The organism is Rhodobacteraceae bacterium Araon29 (assembly GCA_039640505.1).
Taxonomy (GTDB): domain Bacteria; phylum Pseudomonadota; class Alphaproteobacteria; order Rhodobacterales; family Rhodobacteraceae; genus CABZJG01.
Map to the genome: position 1 here is coordinate 2,565,648 of CP046865.1, position 19,371 is coordinate 2,585,018.

General features: G+C 54.6%; 17 protein-coding genes. 7 read left to right on the forward strand and 10 right to left on the reverse strand.

Features of this window, described 5'->3' with window-relative positions:
- The first annotated feature begins 22 nt into the window (after window positions 1-22).
- Window positions 23-757 (forward strand): glutathione S-transferase, encoded by a 735-nt coding sequence (locus GN278_12325; GenBank protein ID XAT61467.1) that lies wholly within the window; start codon window positions 23-25, stop codon window positions 755-757.
- Between the two features lie 10 nt (window positions 758-767).
- On the opposite strand, the gene msrB is transcribed toward GN278_12325, so the two are convergent.
- Window positions 768-1,235, reverse strand: a complete 468-nt coding sequence (gene msrB / locus GN278_12330; protein XAT61468.1) for a peptide-methionine (R)-S-oxide reductase MsrB — start codon at window positions 1,233-1,235, stop codon at window positions 768-770.
- Between the two features lie 65 nt (window positions 1,236-1,300).
- On the opposite strand from msrB, the gene GN278_12335 reads away from it, so the two are divergent.
- From GN278_12335 to GN278_12360, 6 genes are all read left to right on the forward strand, one after another.
- Entirely contained in the window at window positions 1,301-1,444 is a 144-nt protein-coding gene (locus GN278_12335; GenBank protein ID XAT61469.1) for a hypothetical protein, read from the forward strand.
- Window positions 1,429-2,418, forward strand: a complete 990-nt coding sequence (gene cobS, locus GN278_12340) for a cobaltochelatase subunit CobS (GenBank protein ID XAT61470.1) — start codon at window positions 1,429-1,431, stop codon at window positions 2,416-2,418. Before GN278_12335 ends, cobS begins: the two co-directional genes overlap by 16 nt.
- 103 nt (window positions 2,419-2,521) lie before the next feature.
- Window positions 2,522-4,399, forward strand: a complete 1,878-nt coding sequence (cobT, locus tag GN278_12345; GenBank protein ID XAT61471.1) for a cobaltochelatase subunit CobT — start codon at window positions 2,522-2,524, stop codon at window positions 4,397-4,399.
- A gap of 15 nt (window positions 4,400-4,414) precedes the next feature.
- Entirely contained in the window at window positions 4,415-6,208 is a 1,794-nt protein-coding gene (locus GN278_12350; protein ID XAT62654.1) for a M24 family metallopeptidase, read from the forward strand.
- A gap of 50 nt (window positions 6,209-6,258) precedes the next feature.
- Window positions 6,259-6,597 (forward strand): DUF427 domain-containing protein, encoded by a 339-nt coding sequence (locus GN278_12355; GenBank protein ID XAT61472.1) that lies wholly within the window; start codon window positions 6,259-6,261, stop codon window positions 6,595-6,597.
- Between the two features lie 225 nt (window positions 6,598-6,822).
- Window positions 6,823-8,196 carry an FAD-binding protein gene (locus tag GN278_12360; GenBank protein ID XAT61473.1) on the forward strand — a complete coding sequence of 458 codons (1,374 nt, stop codon included), beginning with the start codon at window positions 6,823-6,825 and terminating at the stop codon, window positions 8,194-8,196.
- Between the two features lie 67 nt (window positions 8,197-8,263).
- Here GN278_12360 and recN read toward each other — a convergent pair whose 3' ends face one another.
- The 9 genes from recN to GN278_12405 all read right to left on the reverse strand — a co-directional run bounded on the left by recN (window position 8,264) and on the right by GN278_12405 (window position 19,369).
- Window positions 8,264-9,916: a DNA repair protein RecN gene (gene recN, locus GN278_12365; GenBank protein ID XAT61474.1), complete on the reverse strand. Its 1,653-nt coding sequence runs from the start codon at window positions 9,914-9,916 to the stop codon at window positions 8,264-8,266.
- Between the two features lie 40 nt (window positions 9,917-9,956).
- Window positions 9,957-10,802, reverse strand: a complete 846-nt coding sequence (bamD, locus tag GN278_12370) for an outer membrane protein assembly factor BamD (protein ID XAT61475.1) — start codon at window positions 10,800-10,802, stop codon at window positions 9,957-9,959.
- Window positions 10,803-10,912: 110 nt separating this feature from the next.
- The gene (locus GN278_12375; GenBank protein ID XAT61476.1) at window positions 10,913-11,833 is read right to left on the reverse strand and encodes a UDP-3-O-acyl-N-acetylglucosamine deacetylase; all 921 of its coding nucleotides are present in this window, start codon (window positions 11,831-11,833) and stop codon (window positions 10,913-10,915) included.
- A gap of 208 nt (window positions 11,834-12,041) precedes the next feature.
- Window positions 12,042-13,616: a cell division protein FtsZ gene (ftsZ, locus tag GN278_12380; protein XAT61477.1), complete on the reverse strand. Its 1,575-nt coding sequence runs from the start codon at window positions 13,614-13,616 to the stop codon at window positions 12,042-12,044.
- 176 nt (window positions 13,617-13,792) lie between these two features.
- On the reverse strand, window positions 13,793-15,127 hold the full coding sequence (gene ftsA / locus GN278_12385) for a cell division protein FtsA (protein ID XAT61478.1): 1,335 nt from the start codon (window positions 15,125-15,127) through the stop codon (window positions 13,793-13,795).
- Window positions 15,128-16,012, reverse strand: a complete 885-nt coding sequence (locus tag GN278_12390) for a cell division protein FtsQ (GenBank protein ID XAT61479.1) — start codon at window positions 16,010-16,012, stop codon at window positions 15,128-15,130. It abuts the gene before it with no gap.
- Window positions 16,000-16,914: a D-alanine--D-alanine ligase gene (locus GN278_12395; protein ID XAT61480.1), complete on the reverse strand. Its 915-nt coding sequence runs from the start codon at window positions 16,912-16,914 to the stop codon at window positions 16,000-16,002. Before GN278_12395 ends, GN278_12390 begins: the two co-directional genes overlap by 13 nt.
- 56 nt (window positions 16,915-16,970) lie before the next feature.
- Window positions 16,971-17,903, reverse strand: a complete 933-nt coding sequence (gene murB / locus GN278_12400; protein ID XAT61481.1) for a UDP-N-acetylmuramate dehydrogenase — start codon at window positions 17,901-17,903, stop codon at window positions 16,971-16,973.
- A 62-nt stretch (window positions 17,904-17,965) separates the two neighbouring features.
- Window positions 17,966-19,369, reverse strand: a complete 1,404-nt coding sequence (locus tag GN278_12405) for a UDP-N-acetylmuramate--L-alanine ligase (protein ID XAT61482.1) — start codon at window positions 19,367-19,369, stop codon at window positions 17,966-17,968.
- Between the last annotated feature and the right edge of the window lie 2 nt (window positions 19,370-19,371).

Genomic DNA, 19,371 nt, shown 5'->3' on the forward strand with positions numbered 1-19,371 from the left:
GGTGGTTAATAGGAGCGGCGCTATGGGTTTATGTCTTTATGTGGGAAATCGGAATTATTCCAGCTGGTCAATGCGCGCGGGTGTGCTGCTGCGCGCTTATGATATCCCGTTTGAGGAAAAGCTGATCCGGTTTGACAGCTTTGCGCCGGACAGCCAATTCAAACAAACTGCCCTTGCCCTATCGCCAACTGGAAATGTGCCAATCTTAATAGACAGCGATGTGCAAAACAGGCGCGGCGAACCGCTGGTGATCAATGATACCCTGTCGATTTTTGAATATATCGCAGAAAAATACCCCGCTCTTTCGCTATGGCCAAGCGATCTTGCCCTGCGCACACAGGCACGCAACCTGTGCGCCGAAATGCATAGTGGTTTCAATGCATTGCGTAATCACTGCGGTATGAACATCGGCGCTGATCTTAGCCATGCAGGGGCGATTATCTGGCGCGATCAGCCGCACGTGCGCGCCGATGTGGCGCGGATCGAAGCGGCTTGGGCGGATTGCATGGATCTATCAGGCGGTCCGTTTTTATGTGGCGGGTTTAGCGCAGTAGACGCCTATTTTGCGCCGGTTGTGATGCGGCTAAAGTATTTTGCCTTGCCGACTTTGCTTGAAACCACCCAAAGCTATATGAGCGCTGTTTGCGACCACCCTGCGGTCAGCGCATGGGTGGATCAGGCGATTGCCACGGCTGAGTTGCTACCAATCGAAGAACCCTACCGGCTGGCCACTGATGCCAAGCCGGCAAAGAAATAAAATCTTGGCCTTAGGCCGCTTTGAACACCAGCGACACCCCGTTGATACAGTGCCGCATTCCGGTGGGCGCAGGTCCGTCATCAAAAACATGCCCTAGATGGCTGCCGCAGCGCCGGCAATGGCATTCGGTGCGGGTCATGAAAAACTTGCGGTCAATGCGGGTTTCAACCGCGTTCGCTTGTGCCTGCCAGAAACTCGGCCAGCCAGTGCCGCTGTCAAATTTATGCTCAGAGCTATAAAGCCCCAGATCGCAGCCGCGGCAATGATACATTCCAGCGGCATAGTTTTTATCCAGTGGTGAGGTGAACGCCCGCTCGGTGCCCTCTTTGCGCATGACTTTATATTCAAGCGGGCTCAGCATCGCTTTCCATTCGTCGTCGCTACGCATCACCTCGAATGTTTCCTCTTCATTTGCCCAAGCGGCGCGGCCCATAAGCCCGGCCATGGCGGTTGTAGCTAAAAAATCACGTCGAGTCATTGGAATACCTCCTAGCCTATGATGTGGGTTTTTACGTTCATTTCTCAAGTCACATCGGGCCACAATTGCGTGAGCTAAAAAACCCAACGGCATTGTTGCATTTTTTAAAAGAATTATTTGCCCTTCCCCTTGCCCTTATCCGCGTTATGTTGCACCACATCACTGATTATTTTTCCCAGAAGGAAGTTTGGGCATGGCAGATGGCATGAGCGATATGACTGCAAAGCCAACCGAAGATGTTTCGGTCCGCGAAGTCTTTGGAATTGATAGCGATATGGTGGTTAAGGGGTTTGCCTCAAAAGGCGAGCGGGTTCCCGAAGTTGATCCCACCTATAAATTTGATCCAGATACCACGCTGGCAATTTTGGCAGGGTTTTCACACAATCGCCGCGTGATGATCCAAGGCTATCACGGCACTGGAAAATCAACCCATATTGAACAAGTTGCAGCGCGGCTAAACTGGCCTGCGGTGCGGGTAAACCTTGACAGCCACATCAGCCGTATCGATTTGATCGGTAAGGATGCGATCAAGCTTAAAGACGGCCTGCAGGTGACCGAGTTTCACGAAGGCATCCTGCCTTGGGCGCTGCGCAATCCGGTGGCCATTGTGTTTGATGAATATGACGCCGGCCGCGCCGACGTGATGTTTGTGATCCAGCGGGTGCTTGAACATGATGGCAAGCTGACCTTGATGGATCAGAACGAAATTATCACGCCGCATCCGCAGTTTCGTTTGTTTGCCACAGCCAACACCGTTGGCCTGGGCGATACCACTGGGCTTTATCACGGCACCCAGCAGATTAACCAAGCCCAAATGGACCGCTGGTCTTTGGTGGCCACATTGAACTATCTTTCCATTGAGGCGGAAACCGCGATTGTTCTGGCCAAAGCGCCGCATTACAACACCGAAGCCGGACGTAAAACGGTCAAGCAGATGGTCACCGTTGCCGATCTAACCCGTACCGCGTTTATGAACGGTGATCTGTCCACAGTGATGAGCCCGCGCACCGTGATCAACTGGGCTCAAAACGCCGAAATTTTCCGCAACAGCCTTGGCTATGCCTTTCGGCTTTCGTTTCTCAACAAATGCGACGAATTGGAACGCCAGACCGTGGCAGAATTTTATCAGCGCTGTTTTGACGAAGAGCTGCCGGAAAGCGCAGCCAGCGTCAGTCTGGGCTAAGCATTGGTGATCCGCGCCTTCGGGCGCGGGCGCATGGCACAAGGCTTTTAAATAAACTGCGCTTTGGGCTTGTAATTTTTTTCGAGTGAGCGAGACTTGGCCAATGGCACAGCACTCAGACAACCCAGCCGATCCCTTTAAAAAGGCCCTTGCCGAGGCCACCAAAGTGATGGCCAATGATCCCGAGCTGTCGGTCACCTATTCGGTCGATCCTTCGGGTTTGTCGGGCGATACCATGCGGTTGCCGCAGGTCAGCCGCCGGATGAGCCGTGATGAGGTTCTCGTGGCGCGCGGAACCGCCGATGCGCTGGCGCTGCACCGAAAATACCACAATGATGCGACACACAGTAAATACTGCCCACAAGGAAATATTGCCCAAGAGCTTTATGAAGCAATGGAGGTTGCCCGCTGCGAAGCCATGGGCGCCCGCGATATGCCGGGAACAGCCGGCAATATAGACGCAAAAATTGGCGCGGAAGCCATGCAGAAAGGCTTTGCACAAATCACTGATCGCGCGGATGCCCCGCTTGCGACCGCCACCGGATATTTGATCCGCCATCTGGCAACCGGCCGTGATCTGCCTGCCGGGGCGCAAAACGTGATGGAGCTATGGCGCGATTTTATCGAAGGCCAGGCCAGCGAACAGTTGAACAATCTAAACGATATTCTGTCCGATCAGGCCGATTTTGCCCGTTTTGCGCGGCAGATTATTTCGGATCTTGGATATGGCGATCAACTGGGCGATGATCCCGATGAGCTGGACGATGAAGCGCAGGACGACGCCGACCAAACCGAAGAAGATGATCAAGACCCCGACAGCACCGGGCAAGACGAAAGCTCAGAAGATGAGGCCGATGCCAACCCAGAGCAAAGTCAGGATGAACAACAGGACCCTACAGCTGCGCAAATTAGCCTAGATGACAGCGCGGATGACGAAATAGACGATGATGCGGATATGCCCGAAGGCGATGCCCCGCAAGAACCACCTGCGCCGCTGCCGGTGTCCGAAGCCGATCCGGATTATAAGGTTTACGCACAGAACTTTGATGAAGAAATCAAAGCCGAGGATTTGGCCGAACCGGTCGAGCTTGAACGGCTGCGCGCCTACTTGGACCAACAGCTTGAGCCGCTCAAAGGCGCGGTGGCGCGTCTGGCCAACAAACTGCAGCGCCGGCTTCAAGCGCAGCAAAACCGCAGTTGGCTGTTTGATCTTGAAGAGGGTATTCTAGATGCGGGGCGTTTGGCCCGCGTGGTCAGCACACCGACCACACCGCTCAGCTTTAAGATGGAAAAGGACACAGAGTTTCGCGATACTGTAGTGACACTTTTGCTGGATAACTCTGGCTCGATGCGCGGGCGTCCGATTTCCATTGCGGCCATCTGCGCCGATGTTCTGGCGCGCACACTGGAACGCTGCAACGTCAAGGTCGAGATTTTGGGCTTTACCACCCGTGCGTGGAAAGGCGGGCAAAGCCGCGAGCAATGGCTCAATGAGGGCCGGCCGCAGCAACCCGGTCGTTTGAATGATCTGCGCCATATTATCTATAAAGGCGCCGATGCGCCGTGGCGGCGCGTGCGCTCAAACCTCGGGCTTATGATGAAAGAGGGCCTGCTAAAGGAAAATATCGACGGCGAGGCACTGGAATGGGCTCACCGCCGCATGGCCAATCGCCCCGAAGCGCGCAAAATCCTGATGGTCATTTCGGATGGCGCGCCAGTGGACGATAGTACTTTGTCGGTCAATGCTGCGAATTATCTTGAAAAGCACCTGCGAGATGTTATCGCGATGGTGGAACGACGCAAAGCCGTGGAATTGCTGGCCATTGGTATCGGCCATGATGTGACGCGCTATTATGAGCGAGCGGTCACCATCACCGATGTGGAACAACTGGCCGGCGCAATGACCGAACAGCTTGCCGCGCTGTTCGACACTGATCCACGCGCCCGCGCCCGCGCGATGGGTTTGCGCAAGACCGGATAGAATATGACAGAAGCGCTGTATCAGAGTTTTGATAATCAATCCGACCCCGATCAAGGGCCAGAGCGCCTGAACAAATTACGTAACGAGATGGCCGCGCGCGGTCTTTCGGGCTACCTAGTGCCGCGCGCCGATGTCCATCAGGGCGAATATGTTGCGGCGCGCGATGAACGGCTTGCATGGCTCACTGGGTTCACTGGCTCAGCTGGTTTCTGCGCGGTTCTGCCAAATTGTGCAGGGGTTTTTGTCGATGGGCGCTACCGGGTACAGGTTAAAAACCAAATTCGGGATGTTTTTACACCGGTTAACTGGCCCGAGGTTAAAGTGCCCGACTGGCTTCGCAGCAACTTGACCAAGGGCACCATTGGCTTTGACCCTTGGCTGCATACACTGAGCGAAATTGAAAGCTATGCCAAAGCCTTGGATGGCAGCGATATTACGCTCAGCCCCTGCGAAAATTTAATCGACCTTATCTGGACGGATCAACCACACGCGCCCATGGCAAAGGCTTTTGCCTATGACGAAAAATACGCCGGCAAAAGCCATTCCCAAAAACGCAAAGAGCTTGCGGACGTACTTAAGGACGCAGGCCAAGACGCGGTGGTGATCACCCTGCCCGACAGTCTGGCATGGCTGCTAAATATTCGCGGCGGGGATGTAAGCCATGTGCCAATCGCTCATGGCTTTGTTGTTTTGCACAGTAATGCCAGTGCAGATTTATTTATGGCCGCAGATAAGCTCTCGCAAATTGGCGAACATCTTGGGCCTGATATCCGCGTACACGCACCGGATAGCTTTGACAAATATCTTGCCAATCTGACAGGTACCGTGGGCATCGACCCCGATAATGTGCCCATGGCTGTGGCCAGTATTTTGACCACCGCAGGCATTGCAACCCAGCGGGCGCAAGACCCGGCCATCCTGCCAAAAGCCTGCAAAAACTCTGTCGAGCTGACGCAGGCGCGCGGCGCGCATTTGCGCGATGCCGCTGCCATGTGCGAATTCTTGTGCTGGCTGGATGCCCAAGCGATCGGAACATTAAGCGAAATAGATGTCGCCGTAGCGCTGGAAGGTTTTCGCCGTGCAGATCCAGCACTGACTGACATTAGCTTTGATACCATTTCCGCCAGTGGCCCCAATGCAGCATTGCCACATTACAGCGTGACACAGGACAGCAACCGCCAACTCAAAGAGGGCGAAGTGATGCTGATCGACAGCGGCGGTCAGTATTTGGACGGCACCACAGATATCACCCGCACCATTGCCGTCGGAGTGCAGCCGGATGCGGTCAAACGCGCATTCACCCGGGTTTTGCAGGGTATGATCGCCATTTCGAGGCTGCGGTTTCCCGCCGGTATCGCCGGACGCGATCTTGATGCCTTTGCCCGCGCTGCGCTTTGGGCGGCCGGTCAGGACTTTAACCACGGAACCGGCCACGGCGTCGGCCAGTTTCTAAGTGTGCACGAAGGCCCACAGCGGCTTTCACGTCAATCCACAATTGCCTTTGACGAGGGGATGATCCTCTCCAATGAGCCAGGGTTTTACCAAGAAGGCAAGTTTGGCATTCGCACTGAAAACCTATTGGTGGTGCAGCGTGCAGAGATCCCAGAAGAGGGCAACATCAAGACCCTATACGAGTTTGAAACACTGACTTTTGTGCCAATCGATTTGCGCATGGTTTTAGGTGAATTGCTGACTGAGCCAGAAAAAATGTGGCTTAATTCATATCATCAAAGCTGCCGTGAAAAAATCGGTCATCGCCTTAGCGACAATTCTAGGTTATGGTTGGAACAGGCCACACGGCCAGTTTAAGATAATTTTTTACACAGTTTGCAGAAATTTGCTGCTTGAAAAGGGGCTTTATGACCTCACCCGTACGAATATCAAAAGCCGGGGGAACCTGGACAGTGCGCGCCGGCGGCGCGATTATTGGCGAAAGCAATGCAGCGCTAGAATTGGTTGAAAACGGCCGTGATTCGGTGATTTATTTTCCCCGAAATGATGTGGCAATGGTGTTTTTAGACCGCAGCGCTCGGTCCAGCCAATGCAAAATAAAAGGCAAAGCCAGCTATTTTTCAATCGTGACCAAAAACACCACGTTGGAAAATGCCAGTTGGAGCTATGAAACCCCAAATCCGGCAGCCGCCGCCATAGCTGGGCATCTTGCCTTTTTTACAAACGATGATGTGACCGTCGGTTGATCGGGCACTGCGTTATTCTTTGTAGCCCGTAGCGCGGTGCCTGCGAACCAATTAAATCAATGCAAGTAGCTCAAATAAGAGCGTCTCTGCGGCAGAAGTTAGTGTTCGTGCTTTTTGGTCATAACGTCTCACTCCAGCCTTTGGCGCATGTTAGATAGGCTTTCGGGTCTTTTTATTGGCTTAATTCGGGGTTACCTTTGGGCAAAAGCCACTTAGGAACCCGCGATGACAAACGCCGCTGCCCTCAATGCCCTTGAGCAATTGCTGCAAAAGCGGCTTAGTCGTTCTGCGCCAGACCGCGATCTTCATGGCCGCTCGGAAAGCCATTTCCCCCCCATGCCGCCAGATGCAGTTGCCTATGTTGAAAGCACCGAAGAGGTTCAACAAGTGATGCGTATTTGTGCAAAGCATGATTGCCCAGTGATCGGATGGGGCACCGGCACATCGCTTGAGGGGCATACATCAGCGCCGCGCGGCGGTGTAACGGTTGATTTTTCTCGCATGAGCCAAGTTTTGCAAATCAACCCCGATGACATGGACGCCTTGGTTCAACCCGGCCTGACGCGCGAAGCGCTGGACCTTGAGCTGCGCCATAGCGGGCTATTTTTCTCGGTAGATCCTGGCGCCAATGCCTCAATCGGCGGGATGGCGGCGACACGGGCCAGTGGAACAACCACCCTGCGGTATGGCACTATGCGCGACAATGTCATTGGCCTTCAGGTGGTGCTTGCGGATGGCCGGGTGATTAGAACCGGAACCCGCGCTCGTAAAACAGCCGCCGGTTATGATTTAACCGCCCTTTTTGTTGGCTCCGAGGGCACCTTGGGGCTGATCACAGAAATTGGCTTGCGGCTGCACCCCCGGCCCGAAGCCATCAGCGCCGGCATCGTCGCTTTTGAACGAATGGACCAAGCCGTGCGCGCTGTGGTGGATACGATCCAGCTGAGCCTACCGATGGCACGGCTTGAATTTGTTGATGCCGCCACTGCAGCGGCGTTTAATCTTTATGCCAGCGCTGAGATGGCAGAAAAACCGCATCTTTTGTTCGAATTGCACGGCTCTGAGCAAAGCGTCGCCGAGCACGCACATAGTTTTGGCGAGATTTGCTCAGCCGTGGGCGGCGAAGCCTTTCAATGGTCTTCACAGACCGAAGAGCGCACTGCGCTGTGGACCCTGCGCCACAATGCCTATTATGCCATTTTGGCCTCCCGCCCCGGCGCGCGCGCCATCGTGACCGACATCTGCGTGCCTATCTCTCAACTGGCCGAAGCGGTCGAAGAGACCCGCGCCGATATTGCGGCTAGCCCAATCACAGGCCCGATTTTAGGCCATGTGGGGGATGGTAATTTTCACGCGATCCTGCTGATTGATCCAGACAATGCAGCCGAGCACAGCGCCGCTCTGCGCCTGTCTGATCGTATGGTGGACAGGGCCTTGCACCTTGGCGGCACCGCCACGGGCGAGCATGGCGTGGGCATGGGAAAGCTTAAGTTTATGGATCAGGAACATGGCCCTGCCTGGGGCCTGATGGGCGATCTCAAACGCCAGCTTGATCCACAAAACATTCTCAATCCCGGCAAACTTGTGCAGCAGAACTAGGCGTGTTTTTTCTTTGCTAAAATACTCCCGCCGGAGGCACCTCTCCATGCGGCATGCTTAGCTCATTTTATGGCCCTTTTAACAAAGCTTTTGCCGCCGCCTTCGCCTCTGCGGTGACCTGAGTGCCGGAAATCATCCGGGCGATTTCATCGACCCGCTCATCTGTGTCAAGCGCGCGCACCACAGAGCGGGTTTGATCTGCGGCTTGTTCTTTGATAACCTGAAAATGTGCTTGACCGCAGGCGGCCACCTGCGGCGAATGGGTCACAACCAATATCTGCCCCTCAGCCGCCAGACGGGAAAGCCGACGCCCCACGGCATCAGCGGTCGCTCCGCCAACCCCACGGTCAATTTCGTCAAACATCATGGTGGCCTGAGAGCGGTCATCGCTAAGACACATTTTCAGCGCTAGCATAAAACGGCTTAGCTCACCGCCCGATGCAATCTTGGCCAGCGGGCCAGACGGCGCGCCAGGATTTGTTGCCACACAGAACGCAACCTGATCGGCCCCTGCGGGTCCCTCGGGGCCGGGGCTTACTTGTGTTTCAAACAGAGCACGCTCTAACTTTAGGGGTGGCAATTCGGCGGCCATCGCCGCATCAAGTTTGTTGGCCGCAATCTGCCGTACTTGGCTCAACTCTGTGCTGGCTGTTTGATATCCGCTTTGGGCTGCAGCCAAATCCGCACGCAGTTGATCAAGGGTTTGGCTGCTGTTGTCCAATGCCGCCAACCGGGCGCTGAGCGTGGTGCAAAACGCGCCCAGTTCCTCAATCGGCACTTGATGTTTGCGCGCCAGTCCACGCATGGCAAACAATCGCTCTTCGGTGATCTCAAGTTCTTCGGGATTGAAATCCAAGGCCTGCAAGCACGCTTCGATCCCGTTTTGAGCGTCCTGCAATTCGACCATTACCCGTTCAAGGGCCGCAATCGGAGCCTGCAAATGCGGCCCAGCCGTTTCCAGCGCTCCGTCAAGCCAGCGGGATGCGTCACCTACCAAGCCTTCTGCCCCCTCACGTGCCAGTGCCGTTTGGGCTTTTGCCACATCTTCGCGAATACGCGCCGACGATTGCATCATTCTGCGCCTTGCATCCAGTTCAGCCTCTTCACCCGGGCGCGGATCAAGCGCCGAAAGCTCGGCCACCGCATGGCGCAAAAAGTCCTCTTCCGCCTGCAAGGCGTCAAGCTCTGCCTCAGTTTTTGCGACCAATTTTTGCACTGCGCTTAGGCTCGCCCAAGCTTTAGCAGTTTGGTCCAATTGCAGGCTGTATGCGCCAAAGGCATCCAGTAAAGGCCGATGACCTTTGGCATCCAAAAGACCGCGATCATCATGCTGACCATGCAATTCAACCAAATGCTGCGAAAGCGACCGCAATACCTCGCCGGACACGCGGCGGTCATTGACCCATGCGGTTTTGCGGCCCTCATTGCTGTTAACCCGGCGTAGGATCAACTCGTCCGACACCGGCAACCCGGCTTCGTCTAGAATAAGGCGCGCCGGATGATCTTTGGACAGATCAAACCAGGCAACCACCTCGCCCTGATCTGCACCCTTGCGCACCAGTTCTGCGCGCCCGCGCCAGCCAAGCACAAATCCCAGACAATCAAGTAAAATGGATTTACCCGCGCCGGTCTCACCGGTCAAAACATTCAAACCGGCTTCAAACTGAAGCTCGAGATGATCAATGATCAACATATCGCGGATCGTTAAACCCTTGAGCATCTTTCCGTTTCGACCTTTTTAAGTACTACTGGTGAAGATCTCACAGCCATTGTCCCTTAAGCACTTGACGGTAAACTTGGCTCAACCAACCCGAACCGGAAGCGCCGGGTGATAGCCCCGCGTTGCCTAGCAAAGCATAGCTGTCTTTGTACCAGCTGCTGTCAGGGTAATTATGCCCCAAAATTGCGGCGGCAGTTTGAGCCTCTTGGGCAAGTCCCAGCGATAGATAGCCTTCGACCAGACGATGAAGCGCCTCAGCGGTATGTGCTGTGGTTTGGAATTTCTCAACTACAGTGCGAAAGCGATTAATTGCCGCAGCATAATTTTTGGATTTGAGATAATAGCGCCCAATTTCCATTTCTTTGGCCGCCAATTGATCAAACGCAAGATCAAATTTTAACTTTGCAGGTTCGGCATAATCGCTATTGGGATATTGCTCGAATACCACTCGTAGAGCTTGCAGCGCCGCAATGGTTGCGCCTTGGTCGCGGCCGACATCCGCAATCTGGTCATAATATGTCAAGGCCAGCAAATACGCCGCATAGGCGGCATCCTTATCCGCAGGGTAAAAATCAATAAAACGCTGCGCAGCGGCGCGGCTTTCTTCATAAACAGGTTCAAGATGCAGGGCATAGGCCTGCATGATCAACGCCCGCTTGGCCCATTCAGAATAGGGATACAGCCGTTCTATTTCAGAAAAGAATACTGATCCCTCCTTATACCTTTTTCGGCTTAACTCATATTCGCCTTTTTGGAAAATCTGTTCTGCGGTTAGGTCTTCTACATCTGAACTCAGATTGAAAGTACTCGAGTCGCTGCACGCCGTCATGGTCAGCAAACAGACCATTGCCAAAATCCGAACACCACGAAGATTGCCGAAAGACATGCCCATTTCCCTTTGCGTTTGATTTAAACTCTCGAATTGCGCGATCGATGATCCCATGTAGCACAGAAATTTTGCCGGCAAAATGCCTGATCCGCAAGAGGCCTAGATAATCACGCCACCTTCACGCATTCTTCTAATGTGGCGCCAACGCCTGGAAGTATTTCAGCCAGATTATCATCGCACACCACCAATTCAACCGCGCCAGGAGAGGTGAACAGTTTATGCAGCAAGCCATTGGTGATGGCATGCCCTGCCCGATGTCCGATGTAATGCCCCAAGATCGGTGCGCCCGCCAAAGTCAGATCGCCCAGAGCATCAAGCATCTTGTGGCGCACGGCTTCATCAGAATGGCGCAAACCGCCCGGCGTTAAAACATCGGAGCCATCGACCACCACCGCGTTTTCCAGCGAACCGCCAAGCGCCAAACCGTTGGCGCGCATAGCGTCAACATCACTGTTGCGGCAGAACGTGCGGCTGTTACATAACTCGCGCACGAAAGATCCGTTCGACATATTCAGTGTTTTATCCTGAATACCGATTGCCGCAGCATCAAAATTGATATGAAAACTCATCATCGGAACATCCGAAGGAACCAATTTGGCCCAGCCCTGATCTGTTCCGAACTTAACCTCCCGCAGCACACGAAGCGCCGTCAGAGGAGTGTCAAAATACTCAAGCCCCTGCTCTAAAATGCTCAGCACAAATGGGATCGCACTGCCGTCCAAAATCGGAACTTCTGGGCCGTTGATTTCAATCCGGGCATTGTGTACGCCGCAGCCAGAGAGCGCGGCCAGCACGTGTTCCACTGTGGATACGGAAATTCCGGCCTCATTGGTCAGCTTGGTGCACAAAGAGGATTGCTCGACCCTGTCCCACCGCGCCGGAATTGCATTATCGCCAATCTGCATATCGGTGCGAATAAACCAAATTCCATGGTTTTCCGGTGCAGGGCAAATCCGCAACTGGGCAGGTTTGCCCGAATGCAAACCAATTCCGTCAAAGATATGCGGTTGTGATAGTGTAGTTTGCAAAGCTGCCCCAACAGGTTTTGTCTATGTTGATCGGGTGATCAACTGACACGTTAGTAAGGTTTTCCCGACTAAATCTCAACTCAAACTTTGTAACGCTTTGAAACATCCGCCACCCCAGAAGGCGAAAACCCGCCGAGACACTGCCAACTTTGGCAGCACTGCACAGGAGATTTCGAATCTTGGATCAAAATAGCGCGTCAAACAGAGATCAATTGGCCTGACGGCGTAAAAACGCCGGCACTTCAATTCGATCTTGATCCGGGGACGAAGGATCACCTTGTGGATCGCTTGCCTCTTGGGCTTTATCGCTTTGCACTTGCGGCTGTCGGCGTGTGGAAGCTGTATCGCGGTTTGTTTCTGCTCCGGACATGCGGTTGATCAGGGAACCAATACCAAACCTTGGCCGCTCGGATTCCGCGGGCTCTTCTTCGATTGGCTGAGAGGCTTGAGAAGAAGGCGTGTGTTGCACTGCGCTGCGCAGCCGCGCCAAAGCCTCTTGTGAGGGTGTTGCAGGTGTCTCTTCGCTCACTGGATCGTTTCGGCGAGCGGCCTCATCCAAGCTCTGTTGCTCTTGCGCAGTTTGATAGGCTGGTGGCGGCAGATCATCGTCACTGCTTGCCCCAAAACGCTGGGATGACCAATCATCGCTGCTATCCTGCTGCTCGGATGGTTCGGGCTGCGGATGAAACAAATCTGGCTCTACAGCTGCCTCTGGCCGCTCCGCTTCAGGGGCGGTATTTTCAATGGTTTCAACGGGGGTTTGGCTTAAAGGTTCGGACAAACGCCGCCGCGGCAAAGGCATTTCGGTTTCCGACTGAGACACGTCAATACCGGTGGCAACCACCGAAACGCGCATCACACCCTGCATATCGGGATCCAGTGTCGAGCCAACAATAATATTGGCATCCGCATCCACCTCTTCGCGCACCCTATTGGCCGCTTCATCCAACTCAAACAGGGTCAGATCCTGACCGCCAGTGATATTAATCAGCACACCGCGCGCACCGCGAAGACTGATTTCATCCAGCAATGGGTTGGCAATGGCTTTTTCGGCCGCTTGGATTGCGCGCTCTTCGCCTTCGGCTTCGCCGGTGCCCATCATGGCTTTGCCCATTTCATCCATCACCGCGCGAACATCGGCAAAGTCCAGATTGATCAATCCCGGGCGAACCATCAAATCGGTGACCCCTTTGACGCCCTGATACAGCACATCATCAGCCATGCTGAAGGCATCGGTAAAGGTGGTTTTTTCATTCGCAAGCCGGAACAGGTTCTGGTTTGGAATGATGATCAGTGTATCAACCATCTTTTGCAGCGCTTCGACACCATCTTCGGCCTGCCGCATTCGCTTGGCGCCTTCAAATTGAAACGGTTTAGTGACAACGCCAACGGTCAAAACACCAAGCTCGCGCGCGGCCTGAGCAATAATTGGCGCAGCCCCGGTTCCGGTGCCGCCGCCCATTCCGGCGGTGATAAAACACATATGCGATCCGGCAAGATGATCCACGATTTGCTCGATGCTTTCTTCTGCCGCTGCGGCGCCAACCTTTGGGCGCGCTCCGGCGCCAAGGCCTTCGGTGACTTTGGCGCCAAGCTGCACGCGAACCTTTGACTGGCTCTGCTGCAAGGCTTGCGCATCGGTGTTTGCGACTACAAAGTCTACACCGTCTAATTCCTTTTGGATCATGTTATCAACGGCATTGCCGCCAGCCCCACCCACACCAAAAACGGTTATGCGTGGCTTTAAATCATCATGCTCGGGCACTGAAAGGTTTAATGTCATAGATCTGTCCGCCTGTAACTCGCCCCATGCCGTTGAGGCCTTTATTTGGGATTTTATTAAATTGATAGTAGCCGCACAAAGGCGATCCGTCACGCAAAAAACACATTTTTGGCGCTAAATATAGGCCAAAAACCGCCAATTATCCATCATATCTGCATTCTAGCTACATTTTGTGGCTACCAATTTTCTTTAAACCAACGCACAGCACGTTTTAGCGTGCGAGTCGGATATCGCTGGGTTGGCATTTCGAAATCCCACCATTCATCTTGTGGATGGGCCGCAAAGAGGCTGAGCCCAACCAAGCCGGCACAGCTTGGCCCTGAGTTAGCTTGGGGAAGTCGGTGAATGCGCAGCGGCCGGCCGAGCCGGACCTGTTGACCTAAAATGCGGCTTGCCAAAACGTCCAAACCGGGTATTTGACTGCTGCCGCCGGTTAGCACAATCTGCTGACTGGGCAGATGATCAAAGCCGCTCACATCCAGGCGCGCCCGCACGTCTTCAAGAATTTCCTCAACGCGCGGCCGCATGATGCCGATCAATTCGCTGCGGCTGACCACCCGGCGGTCGCGTTCCCAATCGCCTGTATCACTGCGCGCTTCGATCATTTCACGGTCGTCCATGCCGGTGGCAATCAAGCCACCGCTGCGGGTTTTGATCCGCTCGGCTACAGCCATCGGTACCTGCAGCCCCATAGAAATATCGCGGGTGATATGTTCGCCGCCTAGGCGAACTGTATCGGCATAGATCATGTGCTTTTTCAAAAAGATCGACACACCAGCAGAGCCACCACCAATATCAATGCAGGCCGCCCCAAGTTCCAATTCGTCTTCCACCAGAGCGGAAATACCAGCAGCATAGGCCGATGAGGCCACACCAGCCAGCTCAAGATCACAGCGTTTCACGCAATAGGCCAAATCGCGAATGGCCTTTTCTTCGACCGTCAGCATGTGAATATCTGTGCCCAGCACCTGACCAATCTGACCTCTTGGGTCCGACAGCCCAGAGCGGTGATCCAGAGCAAAATTCACCGGCTGCGCATGCAGCACTTCACGGCCTTCGCCAAAATCGGGAATATCACATTCCGCCATCACCTGGGCGATTTCCTGCTCTGAAATAATTTGGTTTTCAACCGTCACCTGACCCGTAACCCCATAGGACCGAGGCGCCCCACCGGAAAAACATGCAATGACGTGATCAACCCGGACATTGGCAAGTTTCTGCGCCGATTGCAGGGCCGTGCGGATCGCCCGTTCTGCCTGTGGCATGGACACGATCTCACCAAACTCGATGCCGCGCGAGCGTGTGGTGGCAGAGCCGATCACGCGAAATCCCGACTGGCCAGCCAGAGCGCCCACGCCTTCGCCTTCTTCGCCCCGCTCAAGCCCGTCAAAGCGTAATATAAGACAGCCGATTTTGGTACTGCCTACATCTAAAATCGCAATCACCCCACGTTGCAGCGCCGCTTTGCGCATCGCCCGCATGGTGCGCTGAGATTCATAGAGCCCGTTCATCTACTGGTCTCCCAATTTTAAAAAGGTAATATTTCGAAAATCCATCATGGCACGGTCCACAAGCCGCAGGGTCGGCCGATCTACCAGCCGGAAATCCACCACAGTGAGATCGCGCGACAAAAGGTTTTCAGCCTGATCAAGCGCAATAATACGCTCTAAGGTTTCAACCGGTTGCCGCTCGGGCAGCATCAGACGTTGGTTGTTGTCCAAAACCACATCCCAACGGCGTGCGCCCATATAAACCAGCCCACGGATACGTTTGGCCAGTGGTTGACCGGCCTCCATCAGCTCTAAGGCCTGTTGAACCCGCGTATCCGCATCTATTCCAGCAATCAAAGGCAGGTTTTTGTAATCCTGACGCGACGAGGCAGTGCGCACATAGGCACCGGTTTCATCCAGCAGCTCAAGCCCGCCGCGATGCCGCCATATAGCCGCAGGCACACGCTCTGTCACCTCAATTTGCAAAATTCCCGCACCCATAGACAATTGCAAAACCGCGTCTTTGACTGGATCAAGACCAATAATGATTTCTCGCATCTGCGGTAGGTCAAGATCAAAATAGCTGATCGGAAAATCAACTGGCAGCACTTCTCGGATATCTTGATCGACAAGATCACTGGCCCCTTCGATCGCCATTAGAGTGACCATTACTTCAGGGTGCTGGGTGATCAAAAGGCGGGCTTCGCTGTAAAGCATCCGCATCTTATCACGGTTATCTTGCTCGGAAAAATAAAGCCCGATACCGGCAGCAAGCCCAAAGGCAGGGATGCCGAAAAAGACCAAACGCCGCAGAAACGGCGTCAGCATCAAGCGCAGCAGCCGATAGGACCACCGTGATGGTGCAGGATCATGTCCACTACCGCGATATTCGTTCATCGCTGACATGAGGCGTCCTCCACGATCCAGCGGCAAAAAGTGCCAAAGCTGATGCCTTGCACCTGCGCCTGTTCGGGGCTGAGCGAGGTTGGGGTCATCCCCGGCTGGGTATTGGTTTCGAGCAGGAACAGCCCATCAAGCCCCTGATTGTCATCCCAGCGAAAATCGGTGCGGCTCACACCGCGGCAGCCCAGCACATCATGCGCCCTGAGGGCGTAGTCGAGACAGGCTTCGGTGATCTCGTCCGGCAGCGCGGCAGGCACTTCATGGCGCGATCCGCCAGCGCTGTATTTCGCATCATAATCATACCAGCCATTGGTGATGATCTCGGTTACGCCAAGCGCCCGATCCCCCATCACAGTGGTGGTCAGCTCGCGCCCTTTGACATATTGCTCGACCATCACGTCAGGCGGCAAATCATCGCCAAGCTGCGGCGGGCCATTTGCCGCTTCATGGACAAAATAAATCCCGCAGGACGAGCCTTCATTGTTGGGTTTCACCACATAGGGTGCGGGCATTACATGATCGGCCATCACATCGGATTTCGCTGCAATCATGCTGTCGACGACCGGCAGGCCAGCCGTGCGATAAGCGGATTTGCTTTTTTGTTTGTCCATTGCAAGAGCCGACGCAAGCACGCCGGAATGGGTGTAAGCAAGGCCCATCCATTCCAAAATCCCCTGCACGCAGCCGTCTTCGCCCCAGCGCCCGTGCAACGCGTTAAAGACAACATCAGGGGAAAGATCGCTGAGGCGCTGGGCGACATCTGCTCCAGCGTCTAATTCAATCACTTCAAAACCTTCGCCCCGCAAAGCTGCCGCGCATTCACGCCCGGACGATAGGGATACCTCACGCTCAAACGAGGGCCCGCCCATCAAAACAACAACCTTGGGGTTTGTCCTGCTCGACATTCCCACTTCGCCTCAATTCGGCCAATTTGGCCTTATCAATTTTGCGCGCCTGTTTATCAGACGTCGCCTACGGCTGGTTCACCCACCCGCATAATTTCCCACTGTAACTCTATTCCACTGTTTTTGAAAACCCTTTTTCGGACTAATTCGCCCAAACCTTCAAGGTCAGCAGCCGTTGCACCGCCGGCATTGATCATAAAATTGGAATGTTTCTCGCTCATTTGCGCACCGCCCAAGCGTGCGCCGCGCAGTCCAGCGTCCTCAATCACCTTCCAAGCCTTTAAATCATGCACATCGTCGGCGCGTCCGGTGCTGGAAAAACCTGCCGGATTGCGAAACGTGCTGCCGGCGCTGAGCTCTTTGGTCGGCTGGGTGTCGTCCCGCTTAGCAAGCTGGGTGGCCATTCGCTCGGCGAGGGCTGCGGGATCGCTGGTTTCTGCCTCAAAAAGTGCCTCGGTGATGATCCATTCCGGGGGCAACGCGCTTTGGCGGTAAGCAAAACCCATATCATCTGCCCCCAAGGTGATGCGCTCGCCTTGCCGAGTCACCACGCTGGCCTCAATAAAATGGTCTTTCACATAGGATCCATAACAGCCTGCGTTCATCCGCACCGCGCCGCCGATACTGCCCGGAATGGTGCGCAAAAAGGTCAAGTCAAGTCCCGCCTCGGCGCTTTTGCGCGCCACATGCGCGTCCAGTGCCGCCGCCCCGACCCGCACGTGGCGACCGTCAATGGCTATCTGGTTAAAGCCGCGCCCGAGCCGAACCACAACCGCCCGAAGCCCGCCATCACGCACAATAAGATTGCTGCCGACACCCATGGGAAAAACGGCAATATCAGAAGGTAAGTCGCGCATGAACTGACAGAGATCATCCTCATCAGCGGGTTGAAAGAAATAGTCAGCAACCCCACCGACGCGCAGCCAGGTCAGGCTTGAAAGATCCCGGTCTTGGGTTAGCTTTCCCCGCGGGGACGGTATATCAGGCACGCTTAAACCTCATTTTTGTGTCCACCTGCCGCAAATAAGCAACGAATTGCAAGTAACTTTTCCTAGGCGCTTTTCTGCAAACGCGCCGGTAGATTATTAGCCCATGCGCTGATCGTGCCTGCCCCCAGACAGACAACAATATCGCCCGACTTTGCCTCCGCGCGCACAAGGCGTTCCAGATCATCTTCCTTATGCAAAGCACAGGCATGGCGATGGCCATGCCGAATAAGTCCGGCCACCAGATCATCGCGTGACGCGCCTTCAATTGGATCTTCGCCGGCCGAAAACACTTCTGAAATCCCAACCACATCCGCTTCGTGAAAACAGCTGCTAAAGTCTTCAAAAAGGTCATGCAACCGGCTATAGCGGTGCGGTTGATGCACGGCAATCACCCGACCTTCACAGGCCTGCCGCGCCGCTTTCAGCACCGCGGCGATCTCCACCGGATGATGGCCGTAATCATCAATGATGGTCACGCCGCCCACTTCGCCCACCTTGGTAAAACGCCGGTTCACACCTTTAAAGGCGGATAAAGCCGCGCGTATTTCATCGCCCTTCACCCCCAAATGCCGCGCCACTGCAACCGCTGCCAGCGCGTTTGAGACATTGTGATCGCCCGGCATCGGCAGGACGCAATCTTTTAGCACCTGATCCTCTGTGCGCAGCTCCACATCGAAGTGGGCCGATCCTTGCCGGTAGGTCAAATTGACTGCGCGCACATCGGCTTGGGCATTAAACCCATAGGTCACCACACGGCGATCAGTTATTTTTCCCACAAGGTTTTGTACCTCGGGATGATCCGTGCAGCAGACCGCAAGACCGTAAAACGGGATGTTAGACACAAACTCGGCAAAACCGCGCCGCAGGCTGTCAAAATCGCCCCAATGCTCCATATGTTCGGGATCAATATTGGTGATCACCGCCACTGTGGCCGGCAAGCGGTTAAAAGTGCCATCGCTTTCATCGGCTTCAACCACCATCCATTCGCCCTGCCCCAGCCGTGCATTTGATCCATAGGCGTGGATAATGCCGCCGTTGATCACCGTGGGATCAAGCCCACCCCCATCAAGCAAAGCAGAAACCATTGTCGTGGTGGTGGTTTTTCCATGGGTACCCGCGACGGCCACATTTGACCTAAGCCGCATCAATTCAGCGAGCATTTCTGCCCGGCGCACCACCGGAAGGCCCTGCAGACGCGCGGCGTCCAATTCGGGATTGCCCGGCTTGATGGCAGAAGACACTACAACAACCGCAGCATTTTCTAGATTTTTAGCCTGCTGGCCAATAAACACCTTTGCGCCCATCTGCTCTAAGCGGTCTATGATTTTGCTCGCCTTAAGATCAGAGCCCTGCACCACATAGCCAAGATTTATCAGCACCTCAGCAATGCCCGACATTCCAATGCCCCCGATGCCAACGAAATGGATGGCACCAACATCGGTGGGAAGTTTGGTTGCAGCATTCATCT